Origin of the sequence: Novosphingobium terrae, from assembly GCF_017163935.1 — a bacterium.
Lineage (GTDB): Bacteria > Pseudomonadota > Alphaproteobacteria > Sphingomonadales > Sphingomonadaceae > Novosphingobium > Novosphingobium terrae.
The window spans coordinates 2,455,376-2,468,301 of record NZ_JABVZR010000001.1; the positions used below are offsets into that span (position 1 = coordinate 2,455,376).

At 65.4% G+C, this 12,926-nt stretch carries 11 protein-coding genes; 9 read left to right on the plus strand and 2 right to left on the minus strand.

Going from position 1 to position 12,926, the window contains the following annotated elements; translation table 11 throughout:
- Positions 1–45: 45 nt before the first annotated feature.
- From HGK27_RS11110 to HGK27_RS11130, 5 genes are all read left to right on the plus strand, one after another.
- Positions 46–1,767, plus strand: coding sequence for an Hsp70 family protein (locus HGK27_RS11110; RefSeq protein WP_206240582.1), 1,722 nt, complete (start codon positions 46–48; stop codon positions 1,765–1,767).
- A complete protein-coding gene (locus tag HGK27_RS11115) occupies positions 1,764–2,987 on the plus strand; it encodes a J domain-containing protein (RefSeq protein ID WP_206240583.1) in 1,224 nt (407 codons plus the stop codon). Before HGK27_RS11110 ends, HGK27_RS11115 begins: the two co-directional genes overlap by 4 nt.
- A complete protein-coding gene (locus tag HGK27_RS11120; protein WP_206240584.1) occupies positions 2,984–3,775 on the plus strand; it encodes a DUF1266 domain-containing protein in 792 nt (263 codons plus the stop codon). The genes HGK27_RS11115 and HGK27_RS11120 overlap by 4 nt, the downstream gene beginning before the upstream one ends.
- A 43-nt stretch (positions 3,776–3,818) precedes the next feature.
- Complete coding sequence (locus HGK27_RS11125; RefSeq protein ID WP_241127044.1) at positions 3,819–4,388, plus strand: HdeD family acid-resistance protein; 570 nt, start codon at positions 3,819–3,821, stop codon at positions 4,386–4,388.
- Between the two features lie 129 nt (positions 4,389–4,517).
- On the plus strand, positions 4,518–5,090 hold the full coding sequence (locus HGK27_RS11130; protein ID WP_206240585.1) for a hypothetical protein: 573 nt from the start codon (positions 4,518–4,520) through the stop codon (positions 5,088–5,090).
- A gap of 6 nt (positions 5,091–5,096) precedes the next feature.
- On the opposite strand, the gene HGK27_RS11135 is transcribed toward HGK27_RS11130, so the two are convergent.
- Positions 5,097–5,822 (minus strand): endonuclease/exonuclease/phosphatase family protein, encoded by a 726-nt coding sequence (locus tag HGK27_RS11135; RefSeq protein WP_206240586.1) that lies wholly within the window; start codon positions 5,820–5,822, stop codon positions 5,097–5,099.
- Between the two features lie 55 nt (positions 5,823–5,877).
- On the opposite strand from HGK27_RS11135, the gene cls reads away from it, so the two are divergent.
- Positions 5,878–7,347 carry a cardiolipin synthase gene (cls, locus tag HGK27_RS11140; RefSeq protein ID WP_241127045.1) on the plus strand — a complete coding sequence of 490 codons (1,470 nt, stop codon included), beginning with the start codon at positions 5,878–5,880 and terminating at the stop codon, positions 7,345–7,347.
- Here cls and HGK27_RS11145 read toward each other — a convergent pair.
- Positions 7,344–7,844, minus strand: a complete 501-nt coding sequence (locus HGK27_RS11145) for a GNAT family N-acetyltransferase (protein WP_206240587.1) — start codon at positions 7,842–7,844, stop codon at positions 7,344–7,346. The two genes, cls and HGK27_RS11145, sit on opposite strands and share 4 nt — an antisense overlap.
- Before the next feature lie 79 nt (positions 7,845–7,923).
- Between HGK27_RS11145 and HGK27_RS11150 the strand changes: the two genes are divergently transcribed.
- From HGK27_RS11150 to HGK27_RS11160, 3 genes are all read left to right on the plus strand, one after another.
- On the plus strand, positions 7,924–9,090 hold the full coding sequence (locus tag HGK27_RS11150) for a benzoate/H(+) symporter BenE family transporter (RefSeq protein ID WP_241127046.1): 1,167 nt from the start codon (positions 7,924–7,926) through the stop codon (positions 9,088–9,090).
- Between the two features lie 93 nt (positions 9,091–9,183).
- Positions 9,184–9,462 (plus strand): hypothetical protein, encoded by a 279-nt coding sequence (locus tag HGK27_RS11155; protein ID WP_206240588.1) that lies wholly within the window; start codon positions 9,184–9,186, stop codon positions 9,460–9,462.
- Positions 9,463–9,664: 202 nt separating this feature from the next.
- The gene (locus HGK27_RS11160) at positions 9,665–12,886 is read left to right on the plus strand and encodes an alpha-L-rhamnosidase (RefSeq protein ID WP_241127047.1); all 3,222 of its coding nucleotides are present in this window, start codon (positions 9,665–9,667) and stop codon (positions 12,884–12,886) included.
- Positions 12,887–12,926 lie beyond the last annotated feature (40 nt).

Here is a 12,926-nt window from a genome sequence, read left to right on the forward strand (position 1 = left end):
AAGCGGCCACGCTCTTATGCCTCGCGCAAATTTGGATTGGTTTTCATGATCATCGGCATAGATCTCGGCACAACGAACAGTCTCGTTTCAGCCTGGCGGGATGGCGCCGCCGTGCTGATCCCCAATGCGCTGGGCGATTTTCTTACCCCTTCTGTTGTCAGTCTTGACCGCAATGGCGAGATGCTGGTGGGTGCCGCCGCGCGTGAACGCCTTGTCAGCCATCCGCAGCGCTCGGCCGCCGTGTTCAAGCGGCTGATGGGCACCAGCCGCACCGTCACGCTGGGCGACCGCAGCTTTCGCGCCGAGGAGCTGTCCTCTTTCGTGCTGCGCGCCCTCAAGGCCGATGCCGAGGCCTTTCTGGGGCAAAGCGTCGAGGAAGCGGTCATCACCGTGCCCGCCTATTTCAACGATGCCCAGCGCAAGGCCACCAAGGTGGCCGGCGAAATGGCCGGGCTGCGGGTGGAACGCGTGCTCAACGAACCCACCGCCGCCGCGCTGGCCTATGGGCTGCACGAAAGGCAGGCCGGGCGCGAGGGCAAGATTCTGGTCTTCGATCTGGGCGGCGGCACTTTTGACGTCTCGGTGATCGATCTGTTCGAGGGCGTGATGGAAGTGCGCGCCACGGCGGGCGACAATTTCCTTGGCGGCGAGGATTTCGACGCCGCGATCATCAGCTGGTTCGCCCAAAGCACGGGGCTGGAACAGCTGGCCGCAGAGGATGTGGCGGCAGAGGATGGCTCACTGCAGGCCCGCCTGCGCCGCGCCGCCGAACAGGCGCGCCGCGCGCTGGATGCCAGCGACAGCACGGTGATGGAACTGGAGGTCGCCGGGCAAAGCGCCAAGGCCGTGCTGGACGCCCGGACCTTCGCTCGCATCACCGAGCCTTTGCTGGACCGCTTGCGCCGCCCCGTCGCCCGCGCGCTGTCCGACAGCCGTATCCGCAGCGAGGATCTGGCCCATGTCGTGCTGGCGGGCGGCGCCACGCGCATGCCTGCCGTGCGCAAGCTGGCCACCACGCTTTTCGGGCGCTTTCCGCTGCACAGCATCGATCCCGATCGCGTCGTGGCGCTGGGCGCCGCCGTGCAGGCCGGGCTGAAGATGCGCGATGGCGCGCTGGACGATGTGGTGCTGACCGATGTCGCGCCCTACACTTTGGGCATCGAGGTGGTGGAATCGCTGGGCGGCGCGGGGGTCAGTGCCGGTCGCCTGCTGCCGATCATCGAGCGCAACACGGTGGTGCCTGTCAGCCGCAAGCAGACCGTCACCCCGATGCAGGATTTCCAGAAGCAGGTGAACGTGCGGATCTTTCAGGGCGAAAGCCGCCTTGTGAAAGACAACATTCCGCTCGGCACGCTGGAGCTGAAGCTGCAGCCCCGCAAGCGGGAAGAGCAGAGCATCGAAATCCGCTTCACCTATGATATCAACGGCCTGCTTCAGGTCTCGGCCAAAAGCCTGATCGATGGCGTGGCCGAACAGATCATCATCGAGCAGCATGCCGGCCTCCTCACCCAGGAGGAAATCGCCGAGCGTATGGCCGCCCTCGCCCATCTGCGCCTGCCCGATCGTGAAAGCGCGCAAAGCCGCCTGCTGATCGCCAGGGCCGAGCGTGCCTATGAGGAAAGCCTCGGCGCCCATCGCGAGCAGCTGGGCGCGGGCATCGCCCTGCTCGAAGCCGCGCTGCATGATGAAGACCGCACACGTACCGCCATGCTGTGCGAGCAACTCGAAGCGCTGATCGAGATGATCGAAGGCAGCCGCATCCAATGAGCCAGAATGCCGAAGACTGGGCCCTGCTGGGCCTTGAGCCCACCGATGATGCCGATACGATCCGCCGCGCCTATGCCCGCAAGCTGAAAACAGTCAATCCCGAGGACGATCCGGAAGGCTTTCAGGCCCTGCGCGAAGCCTATGAACGCCTTCAGGCCGCCCCCTCTGCCCAGCCGGCCCCGGCAGCGGACGATCATACCGATGCCATCCGCAGCGTGCTGCTGCAGATTGCCGCTTTCCGCGAAGCCGGAGACACCGCCCGCGCCATCGCGGCGGTCAATGCGCTGTTCATGGTGCGGCGGCCTGACGATCCTTTCCTTGAAGCGATGAATGTCGCGCTGTTCGAGACCATGGCGCTGCAGCGCTCGCTCTCGCCCGAGCTGTTCCGCCATCTGGTGGCGCGCTTCGACTGGCGGGACGCGCATGGCCCGGCGGCCCGCACCAACCCTCAGGCCCATTCGATCCTGCTGGCCCGCGTGGCGGCGGAAGACTGGTATGAGGCATTGAGCCAGCAGGCCATGGGGCCGGGCGGCCTGATCGCAGGCTTTATTCTGGGGCTGCGCACGGCACTTCCCGCTGACGGGCTCGACAAGGCACAGAAGGATGAAGCCCGCGCGGTGATGGGCGATCTGCTCGACCATGGCGATTTCCTGCTCGAACGCTTCGATCCGCGCGTGCTGGCCAGATTGCGCGCGGCGGTGGAGGGTGAGCCGCTGGTGGCCAATGCCGCCACGGCATCCGCCCCGCGCAGGAAGCCCGAGCGCCAATATTCCGAAAGGCAGCTGATGCTGCTGATCGGCCTGATCATCATGGTGGCCGTGATGGGCTGGAACACGCAGGGCTTCGGCCTGCTGCGCCCCTCGGCCAGGGACAGCATCATGAACAAGCCCCCGCGCGAACAGGCGCGGGCCATTCTGGATCAGACCACCGCCCATTGGGTGGAGCTGCGCCCCTTCGACGGCAAGATGCTGGTCTATTTCACGCAGATCATCTCCAGCGCCATCGCGGTGAAGGAAGTGCATTACGGCATCGATCGCGACACGCCGGACCAGACGTTCCATGTCCCCGCCCATGCCGATCAATGGCCCATGCCCATCCCGCCCGAGGTGCCCATTTCCATCTCCGCCCCTGCCGAGACGAAGAAGGTGACCGTGCAGATCGTCTACAGCGACGGCACACTCTCCCCCATCCAGACCTATCGCGCGGGAGGCAGCCAATGAACCCGCCGGTCGGAAAGCTGATCAACATCGGTGCGCCGCCCGCCTGGAGCGCGGCGCAGCTCTGGGCCTATGCGCTGGGCGCGCCCTATCATGTGCAGCATCAGGTGCCGCTCAACGCCCTGCCTGCCGATAACAGCGCCAACAGCACCGATTTCGCCAGAATGCTGAAAGACGGCTGGTCGGTGGAAGGCGAGGAGGATCTGCTGCGCGTGCTCGGCTGGCTGGGCAGCGAGGGGCATCGTCGCGGCCATGGGCTGGAGCTGCGGCGCTACAGCCTGTGGCGGCGCCCCTCGATCGCGGCGCGGCGCGAGGAGCTGCGCGAGGCGGCTCAGGAGAACCCGGACGCGCTGGAGGAATTGTGGCGGATCGATGCCATTCAGGCCGATCTTGACGGCATTCGCGGCGCCGATCTGATCGGCTTCGATGCGGCGCGCGCGGTGATGGTGGCGCGTTCGGGCTGGCGGCTGGGCTGGCTGTCGGAAGAGCGCATGTGGGACTATCTGCTCGATACGGCGCGCGATGTGCAGCGCCGCTTCAGCTCATGGGCCGACTATGCGCAGGATTTCCGCCTGTCGCGCAACATGTGGCGCGGGAAAAACGACCCGGATCACTTCGACGATGTCATCACGCAATTGCTGAAAGACAAGGCCAGCCCCTGGCTGCGCCTGCCCTGGTCGGTCGAGGGTCTGGAGGCACCGCGTGCCACGCGCCCCTTCGATCCCGCCGCCCCGGTCTGGACGCTGGAACGGCGCGACGGTCGCGTCGATCCGGTCACGCCTGCGCGGTAAGGGCTGGAACCTGCATGGCATAAGCCTGTTAGCATAGGCATCGATGCTTCATGTGAGGGCCCTGCCGATGATCCACACCTATCGCCCCCATTTGCGCGCCTCACTGGGCTGGGGATGGCTGCTGGCCTATGGGCTGCTGGTGATGGCCGTGGGCGTGCTGGCCCTGTTCAACCCGCTGGCGACGGGCGTGGCCACCGGGATCATGCTGGCCATCGGCCTGACGCTCTATGGCGTGGTCGCCATCGCCATTGCCCTGTGGTTTCTGGAAGGCGCGCCGCGCTGGTCCGAACTGTTGCTGGGCGCGCTGGCGCTGATCGCCGGTGTCACCATCTTCGATGAGCCGCTGAGCGGCGCCATATCGCTGATCTGGGTGATCGGGGCCTGGCTGCTGGTTTCCGGCATCTTCCATGTGATCGGCGCGTGGCGGCTGCGGGCGCATCGCAAATCGCGGCTGCTGTCGGGCGGGATCGATGTGGTGCTGGGCCTGTTCCTGCTGCTGGCCGGGCCTGCCTCCAGCCTGTTCATGCTGACCGTGCTGGTGGGGATCAGCTTCCTCTCCCGCGGGGCCCTGCTGGTGAGCGCTGCCCTTGCGATCCGCCGCTTTGAGGCCTGAACTGCAGCAGCATACTAAACGGCCAATTCATCATCACAAAATCTGTGCAGAAGTTCTTGGCTGACCAGCTTTATCTTTAGTCGGCCCGTCGACTATGCCATGAGCGCTCCACTTGAACTGGAGTTGATCATGCATCTACGCTCATGCCTCTTGGCGGGATTGGTTCTGGCGCTGCCGGCGCAGGCTCTGGCACAGAGCGCCACGCCGCCCTGCATCACCCCGGCCGAAGCGCAGAATGTGGTGACCTTCGCCTTGCCAACCGCCGTGCAGGCCGTCGATGGCATGTGCCGCAAGGTGCTGCCGCCCGAAACAGGCTTTGCCGCCACCGCCGAAGCATTGCAAAAGCAGTATCAGCCCGCTTCCGACGCGGCATGGCCCGCCACCCGCGCCACGCTGACCAAGCTGCTGGGCAACAGCGATGACCCGGCCAAGGCTGTGCTGTCCGGTTTCCTCGCCAGCGACGATCCGACCGCGCTGCGCGCCTTCGTCACCGCGGCGGTGGCGGGCAAGCCGATGAAGCCCAAGACCTGCGCGGCGATCGCTCGCGTGCTGCCGCTGATCCAGCCGATGCCCGCGCAGAATATGGCCGGGCTGTTCGAATTCGTGATCGAGGCCATGATCAATGACAAGAAGGAGGGCAAGAAGGAGGGCAAGAAGCCCGGCCCCTTCACCATCTGCCAGGCGCCCGAAGCGGGGCAGTAAAACCGGTCAGCCCGCAAAAAGGCTGGCCGAGACCGGCAGGTGATCCGACAAGGCCAGAGGCTCGGCGCGATAATCGCCGAGCGTCAGGCCCCGGCTGCCCAGAATATGGTCGAAATCCCGCCTTGGCCGCCATGAGGGATAGGTGCGGGGCGAGGCCTCGCCCGGCCCGGCGCCCACCTGCCGGCAAAAGCCCGTCAGCGGCCTGCTGCCTGCGCCGCAGTTGAAATCGCCCATCGCCACCCAATTGGGGGCCTCATCCAGTCTGGTGCGGATCGCCTCCAGCTGCGCCATCTGATCCGCCGCGCCAAGGCTGAGATGCAGGCAGGCCACCCGCAACCTCACCGGCCCTTCGACATCCACGATCAGGCAACCGCGCCCCGCCAGACGCCCGGGCAGCTTCATATCCTCGACAAGGCGCAGCGGCCAGCGGCTCAGGATCGCATTGCCGTGGCGTGAAACCCCCGGCACCACGCGGTTCTGCTGCACAGCCGCATGGCTATGGCCCGAGCCTTGCGCAATCATCTCCACCTGGGAGCGATAGCCCGCCCGCCGCCCGCCCAGATCGACCTCCTGCAGGCAGACGACATCAAAGGGCGTGACCTCACGCGCGATCTGGCCCAGAACGGCATTCTTGGCAGCGGTATGGATGACCTGCCGATGGGCATGCAGCAGATAATCCCGGTAACGCCGCGTGCCGATCCCGGCCTGAATGTTCCATGTGAGGAGTTTCACGAAACTTCATCTTCCATCATGCGTATGACACCATCAAAGCCCCGAAGGAGCCCCCTTGTTCCAGACCTTCCCGACTCTGTCCTATCCGCTGCTGATCCATATCGTGGTGGCAACGGTTCTGTCGCTGCGCGTGCTCTATCGCAAGCTTCAGGTGAACAGTGCCTTGGCCTGGATCGTGGTGCTGATCGCCATGCCGATCGCCGGGCCGGTGCTTTACGTGCTGTTCGGCGCGCCCAGCCTGGGTGAGCGACGGCTGGAACTGGGCCAGCGCATCCGCCGCTTCTACGAAAAGGCCTATGCCATCGCGGGCGCCGATGGCGCCGGTCTCGACGCCATTCCCGAGCCCTTTCCGGCTCTGTCCGCCTCCATCGCGCAGGAAAGCAGCTTTCCGGTCCTGTGCCGCAACCACCAGACGATCCTGACCGATGCGGGCCAGATCCTCGACAGCATGGTGGCCGATATCGACCGGGCGCGCAGCGACTGCTGTCTGGAATTCTACATCATCGATCCACAAGGGCGCGTGGTTTCGGTGCTGGAGGCCGTGTTGAGGGCCGCCGCGCGCGGTGTCGATTGCAAGATCCTGGCCGATGATTTCGGCAGCAAGGGCTTCTTCCGTTCGACCTGGCCCACGCGGCTGAAGGCGGCGGGGGTCAGCGTGCTGCCCTCGCTGCCGGTGGCGGTGATCCGCTCCTTTTCCAAGCGGACCGATCTGCGCAACCATCGCAAGCAGCTGATCTGCGACCGCGCCGTGGCCTATATGGGCAGCTTCAATCTGGTCGATCCGCATCTCTTCAAGGCGGACGCCCATGTCGGCGAATGGATCGATCTGATGATGCGGATCGAGGGCGAGATGGTCGATGCCTTCGCCTGCGTCTTCAACACCGACCATCTGCTCGACAAGCCGGGCGCCGATATCGATGATGAGGCCCTGCGCACCCTGCCCTTCGACAAGCAGCGCCCGCCGCTGCCCGATTGCACATTGCGCATGCAGCTGCTGCCCTCCGGCCCGGAGATGCCAAGGTCCACGATCTATGAATTCATCGTCGCGGCGATCTTCAATGCGCGCGAGCGGGTGCGGATCGTCACGCCCTATTTCGTGCCCGATCAGGCGGTGCTGCTGGCGCTGACTTCCGCCGCGAAACGCGGTGTAAAGGTGCAGATCATCGTGCCGCAGAAGGGCGACAGCCGGATGGCGCAATTTGCCAGCCAGTCCTGCTTCGATGAACTGCTGGGTGCCGGGGTGGAGATCCAGTGCTTCAGCGGCGGACTGCTGCATGCCAAGGCCATGCTGATCGATGAGAACGTCACGCTGTTCGGCACGGTCAATATGGATATGCGCAGCTTCTACCTCAATCTGGAGATGAGCCTGATCCTCTATGAGGCGCAGGTCAGCGCGCAGCTGGATAGCATCCTCGAAGGCTATCTCCGGCACGCCACGCCGCTCAGCAAGGAGAGCTGGGCGCAGCGCCCGGGCCATCGGCGCTTTCTGGAGAACCTGTTTCGGCTGGCCGGACCGCTGCTTTAGGAAGCGACCTCAACCCTTTGATGCATATAGACCACATCGCCATAGATCTTGCGCAGATAGGCGATCAGCGCCTTCTCCGTGACGGGCACATAGCCTCGTGAGGTCCAGAAAGTCTCGGCGCCATTGACCGCCAGCAGATAGATATCGTGCAAGCCATGCTCCACCGCGATGGCCAGCGCCATATCAGCGGCCCTGGCGCCAGCACCGGAGCCCCGGGCACTGGGCAGCAGCGCCAGATCATGGAGATAAAGGCAATCCGCCCCCTGAGGCAGCGGCCCCATCAACTCACCCAGCGGCGGTGGGCCGCCATGGCGCCAAGGGTGAGTGATCAGATAACCCTCAACACCCTGCCCCCGGTCGAACACAAAACAGCCTGACGGAAACAATTCGCGCCGCTCGGCATAGACCTCAAGCGGCTCGGTGTAATCGCCATGGACGGCATCGGAAATCGCCGTGACCGCGTCCATATCCGTTTCCTGCATGGGCCGCCATGTCATGCCGCTGTCTCCTCGCCGGTGAAATTCATCATGCACAATCCACCACTTGGCGCAAAGGGCCGGGCTGGTCTAGGCATGGATGATGATCCGTTCACTTCCTCCTCTCTCCGCATGGTCCTCGGCTCTGATCGCCGCGTTGATCGGCTTTGGCGGCACCATCGCGCTGATCGTTCAGGCCATGAGCGCCATGGGCGCATCGGTGCTGCAGACCGCCTCCGCCGTCACCGCTTTGTGCCTTGGCATCGCCCTTGGCGGAGCGGCCCTGTCATGGCGCTATCGCATTCCTGTTGTGCTGGCCTGGTCCACACCCGGCGCCGCGCTGCTGGCGGCGACGGCAGCGGGCACGCAATGGGCGGCAGCGGTGGGCGCTTTCGTCTGCGCCGCCGTGCTGATGATCCTGCTGGGCGCCATCCCCGCGCTGGGGCGGCTGGCAGAACGCATTCCCGGCGCCATCGCCTCGGCCATGCTGGCGGGCATTCTGCTGCCTTTCTGCCTTGGCCTGTTCAAGGTGGCCGGGGCCGATCCCCTGCTGGTCGGGCTGATCCTGATCGTCTTTCTGGCCGCAAGGCAGCGCCTGCCGCTCTATGCCCTGCTGCTGGCGCTGGGCACGGGCGCGGCGCTCTGCCTGCTGCGCGGCGATGTGAAGGCCCTGCCCCAGGGCGCCACGCTGGGCATCCTGAGCCCTACCATCCCCAGCTTCCAGATCAGCACCATCATCGGCATCGGTGTGCCGCTGTTTCTGGTTACGCTGGTCTCGCAGAACCTGCCCGGGCTTCTGGTGCTGCGCTCGGCGGGTTATCAGCCCAGGCCCGGGCCGTTGCTTTCGATCACGGGGCTCGCCTCGCTGATCGGCGCGCCTTTTGGCGTGCATGGGGTCAATCTTGCCGCCATCACCGCCGCCATCTGCACCAACCCCGATGCCCATCCCGACAAGGACCGCCGCTGGAGCGTGGGGATGCTCTATGCGGCCTGCTATCTGCTGCTGGCGCTGTTCTCGCCGATTCTGGTGCGATTCTTTATGGCACTGCCCCACAGCGTGATCTCGGCGCTGACCGGCCTTGCCCTGATCCCCGCGCTGATCGGCGCGCTCGATGGGGCCATGGCCCGGCATGAGGACCGCGATCCCGCCATCGTCACGCTGCTGGTCACCGCTTCGGGGCTGACCCTGTTCGGGCTGGGGGCCGCTTTCTGGGGGCTGGTGGCGGGGTTTACCGCACTGGGCATCAAGGCCGCACTAAAACGCTAAAAATCCCAAGATGAACGGTAGACATCGGCCTCGCCACACCCCGTTCAACCACACCCTCCTAACCAGGCTTCACACTTGTAAGGAGGGTGTAACATGCGTGTTTGGATCAAGGCAGCATTGCTGACGGCAACATTGGCCGGTTCTCTGGCCACGGCCACCATGGCGAGCGCTCAGGAATGGGGAGGCCCGCCTCCTCCGCCCCCACCGGGATGGGATCGCGGCCCGGGCTGGGATGGCCCGCCGCCCCCTCCCCCGCCGCCCTATGATGGCGACTGGCGTGCCCGCCGCGAATGGCAGTGGCGCCACGAGCAGGAGCGCCGCTATGAATGGGCCCGTCACCGCGAATGGTGCCGCTGGCACGCCTGCTGGTAACGCCTGACAACGCATGGAGAGCCGGCGCCTTCGGGTGCCGGCTTTCGCGCATCTGACCTTCGCCCTCACCCACCGCCATACTGCATCCTGTTAAAAATGTGCAGGAATTGCGCTTGAAGCTGCGCCATGATGCACTCTGTTCCGGGCTCTTACCCCGGAGCCAGCAACAGCGAGCGGCACCACAGGCCTTGGGAGAGAGCTTTTGTCCATCGACACATCCAGACGCGGTTTTATGGCTCTGACCGGCGCGGGCGCCATCGCCGCGCCTGCGCTGAAAGCGGCTGCCGCGCCTGTTGTTCTGGCGATTGAAAATCTGCAGGCCGATTGCCTGCCCGAGCCCCGCGCGCTCCACAGCCAGAAGGTGCGCCTGTCATGGACCCTGCGCGCCGACCGGCGCGGCGTGGCGCAAAAGGCCTATCGCATCGGCGTGGCCAGCACCCCCGAACGCGCCCGAGCCGGCCAGTTCGACCTGTGGGACAGCGGCCGGATCGACAGCCGCCAAAGCCTCGACATTCCCTATGGCGGCGCGGCGCTGGCTTCACGCACGCGCTGTTTCTGGACGGTCACCGTGTGGGACAATCAAGGCCATTCCGCCAACAGCCCACTGGCCAGTTGGGAGATGGGCCTGCTTTCGCCTCAGGACTGGCAGAGCGGCTGGATCGCCGCCGAAACCGCAACCCTGCGCGATGATCGGCTGGCCGGGCTGCGCTGGATGCGCGCCAGTGACGGCACCAACAAGGACGCCCGCAGCTTCCGCCTCGATTTCGATCTGCCCGAAGCCGCGCAACTCACCATCTACAGCTGCGCCAACCGCCCCGCAGAGGCCATACTGGATGAAGCTCCGCTCTCGGTCCGTCAGGATGCCATGCGTTTCGGCCCGCCCCAGACCGATCGCAACCTGCGGCCGGTGCAGGCCGGGCGCCATCATGTCGCCATCACCCTCAAAGCCGATGCCGATGCCGCCGCCAATGCCCCGGCGCCGCATGTCGCTGTGCTGATCCGCGCGACGCTGGCCTCGGGCAAGGTGCTGCACATCACCGGCGACCGGTTGCGCACCGCTCTGGGCAAGCCTGATGATTGGGCCAAAGCCGGTGCCGACACCAGCCACTGGTCACCCGTCACCCCCGATGAGGGCACCGCGCAATTCCCCGGCAATGGCGCCTTCCTGCTGCGCCATCCCTTTACGGCGGCCCGCGCCATCCGCTCGGCCCGGCTCTATGTGGCGGCGATGGGGGCCTATGTGCCCTGGCTCAATGGGCACAAGGTCGGCGATGCGCTGCTCGCCCCGGAATGGACCGATTTCAGCAAGCATGTACTCTATCGTGCCTATGATGTCAGCGATCTGGTCAAGCCCGGCGCCAATGTGCTGGGCGCGCTGGTCGGCGATGGCTGGTATGGCAGCTATATGGCGCCCGCCGGGCGTTATGGCTTTGGTGGAGCGCCCTTGCGGCTGCGCGCCCAGCTGGAGCTTGCCTACACCGATGGCAGCAAGGAGATCATCGCCTCCGATCAGGGCTGGTCGGTGAGCCCTTCGGCCATCCTCTCCTGCGATCTCTATGATGGTGAGGCGGTGGACAGCCGTCTTGAGCAACCGGGCTGGTCCACCACAAGCTTCCATCCCGATCAGCGCTGGGAAGCTGCGCAACCTGTCGAAACACCGGAGGTTACCCTGATCGGGTCCGCCGTTCAGCCCATCGCCTCATCGCTGACAATGCGGCCCAAAACTTTGACCCCGCGCGGCAATGGTTCGGTCGTGGTGGATTTCGGGCAGAATTTCGCGGGCTGGGTGAAGCTGAAAACCAAAGGCGAGGCCGGGCGCCACATCACCCTGCGCTTTGCCGAATTGCTGCGCCCCGATGGCGATGTCGACCAGTCCAACCTGCGCTCCGCCCACGCGACGGACAGCTGGACCCTGCGCGGTGATGCCACCGGCGAAACTTTCGAACCGCACTTCACCTATCACGGCTTTCGCTATGTGCAGATCGACGGGCTTGCCGCCCCGCTCGACACCAGCGATGTCGAGGGGATCGTGATCCACTCCAGCCTGCCCGAAACCGGCACGCTGTCACTGCCGCAATATGTGCCCGAGCGCATGTGGCAGAACGGGCTGTGGAGCCAGCGCTCGAACTTTATGGGCATCCCCACCGATTGCCCCCAGCGCGACGAAAGGCTGGGCTGGATGGGCGACGCGCATGTCTTCTGGGATGCGGCCTGCTTCAACATGGACGCCGCCGCCTTCACCCGCAAATTCATGCGCGATGTGCGCGATGCCCAGCGCAGCGACGGCTCCTTCCCCGACATCGCCCCCAACAATGACCTTGAGCATTTCACCCCCACCGGCTCCTCGCCGGGCTGGGCCGATGCCGGGGTTTTCCTGCCCTGGACCAGCTGGCGCCGCTTTGGTGACACCAGCGTGATCGATGAGCATTGGCAGGCGATGGAGCGCTTTCTCGCCTCGCTCCACACCGCCAATCCGGATCTGCTGTGGAAGAACGGGCGCGGCAATGACTTCGGCGACTGGCTGGCGCTGGACGCCAGGCAGCCGGGCGATCCCACCACGCCCAAGGATCTGATCGGCACCGCCTTCTGGAAAGCGAGCGCCGATGCCATGGCCGATATGGCGCAGGCCACCGGGCGCACCGAAGCGGCGGAGCGCTATCGCAGCCTGTCCGGGGCCATTACGCAGGCCTTTGCCAAGGCCTATGTCCAGAGCGACGGCCATATCGGCAATGGATCGCAGACGGGATATATTCTCGCCCTGAACTTCAACCTGCTGCCCGAAGCACTGCGCAAACCCGCCGCCGATCTGCTGGTGGCCGATATCGCGCGGCGCGGCACGCTGCTTTCCACCGGCTTTCTGGGCACGCCCTACAGCCTCGATGTGCTGGCCGCTGCGGGGCACACGTCGCTGGTCTATGATCTGCTGCTGCGCACCGCCTACCCCTCATGGGGCTATATGATCGACAAGCACGCCACCACCATCTGGGAGCGGTGGAATGGCGACACCGGCGATCTCTCGATGAACTCCTACAACCATTATGCGCTGGGCGCGGTGGCCGGTTTCATGTTCCGCCGCATCGCGGGGATCGATCCTGTCGAGCCGGGTTTTGCGCGCTTTCGCTTCGATCCGGTCTATGATGCGCGCATGCCCTCGGGCGGGGCGCGCTATCAGAGCCGCTCGGGCCTGATCGCCACCGACTGGAAACGGGGCAGCGATGGTGTTTTCACGCTGGATCTCACCGTGCCCGCCAACACGCGCTGCACGCTGCATCTGCCCGCGCGCGATGCCACGCAGGTGAGCGAAGGCGCCCGCCCCATCACCGGGCGGGCAGAGTTCAAGCCTGTGGCGCAAGGGGGCCGAGTGGTCCTCGATGTGGGCTCGGGAACCTATCACTTCCGGGTCGCAAGGGCCGTGTTCAGCTGAGCGCATACACGCCTTCAACAGAGCCACACACACGATGCGG